Source organism: Wolbachia endosymbiont of Drosophila barbarae, from assembly GCF_044752445.1.
Lineage (GTDB): Bacteria > Pseudomonadota > Alphaproteobacteria > Rickettsiales > Anaplasmataceae > Wolbachia > Wolbachia pipientis.
Genome location: NZ_JBIXJM010000174.1, coordinates 1 through 1295 on the forward strand (window position 1 = coordinate 1; position 1295 = coordinate 1295).

The 1295-nt window shown below is 35.4% G+C and carries 2 protein-coding genes and 1 tRNA gene; 1 reads left to right on the forward strand and 2 read right to left on the reverse strand.

Annotation, left to right across the window (positions count from 1 at the left end):
• Positions 1 to 228 precede the first annotated feature (228 nt).
• Together ACIPNH_RS03480 and ACIPNH_RS03485 are read right to left on the reverse strand one after the other, a co-directional pair.
• Positions 229 to 315 (reverse strand) — tRNA-Ser (locus ACIPNH_RS03480).
• Positions 316 to 346: 31 nt separating this feature from the next.
• Entirely contained in the window at positions 347 to 1129 is a 783-nt protein-coding gene (locus ACIPNH_RS03485; protein WP_400771755.1) for a DUF2163 domain-containing protein, read from the reverse strand.
• Positions 1130 to 1178: 49 nt separating this feature from the next.
• Here ACIPNH_RS03485 and ACIPNH_RS03490 point away from each other — a divergent pair.
• Positions 1179 to 1295: IS630 transposase-related protein (locus ACIPNH_RS03490; RefSeq protein WP_400771409.1), on the forward strand; the 117-nt coding region annotated here is incomplete at its 3' end.

The window sequence follows — 1295 nt, forward strand, 5'->3', positions numbered from 1 at the left end:
ATCCTTTCGTCGTGCTGTTGATTCTGCCTTCCTATGACCTGTTCGGACTATTATGAGAAATGCTATATTTGCTTAATCAATTTACTGACATTGGTATGGCTAAATTTGAAATGGCTACATGAATTTATCGTAAATTACCACCGCATAGTTGTAACATTGTACCATATTACAATGTTCGTACAGTTGTGTGCGCGACCGGGGGTTTTATACTATTCTAGAAGTAACATACGGAAAAGGGGGGATTCGAACCCCCGACATATTTTCATATGTGCACGCTTTCCAAGCGTGTGCTTTAGACCACTCAGCCACCTTTCCATGCTTATTCATAATATTGAAAATTGTACTGCTAAACAATATAAAAACCTGGTATATAGGGTTCACCACGAAAATTCACAGTATTGTTAAACTTGCTTCTGCAAGTTGGAAATGTTTTATCGCAACCTGCGAGTATTGAATATTTATCTCCAGCAAAAATTTGGTATGGAGGCGAAGTAAACAACGTAACTACTTTATTTTTATATTCTTTTACTACACCTTCAAACGCTATTGAGCCAAAGAATTTTACTACTCCGTGCTTATAATATTCATCACTCTCAGTTAAATTCGTGTCTTCAAATCTTCTTTCATCTATTACTTTAGTGATTGTACTTATTTTACTAAATTTTTTAGTATCGGCTTTACATTTATCATCGCAAAATTGTGCTCTGCATGCAGGAGAGTATAATTCTGCTATGCTTCTCTCAAGCTTTGCTGAGAGCCCTCTAATTTCAGCAATAAATCTTCCACTACTTAATGTCACTTTACCAAAAATTCCTGAATGTAGATTCATTGTTCCCTGGGTCAAGTCTTTATAATTCACAAGAAATATCTCAATATTTGCAAAGTCGTACTTTCCTGATAAAACATCTTTTTCTTTGATATCAACACTATTTAATATTCCCTCAATTTCCAAATTATCAGTCTTTAAATCGCTGTTTAATATTATACTACTGGCTGTAAATCCACTTGAAGATTTATAGAGTATATTATCAATATTTAAGTCTTCATCATAGTCAGTGAATCCCATTACTTCTCCACCTGCGAGCTTTAATTTCCAGCACGTAGCAGTGGTAAGTATAGCTCTTTTCATAGAAGTCCGGATGTGATAAGATAAGGATAGAAGATGATAAGGAGGTTGAGTGCCAGCAGCATATAGTTATGACTTAAGGAAAAAAGCAATGGAAGCGCTAGACGAAGGAGAAAGCAGAGAAACAGTGGCAGCAAGATTTAAAATTGGACGAACTACTTTATGGGAG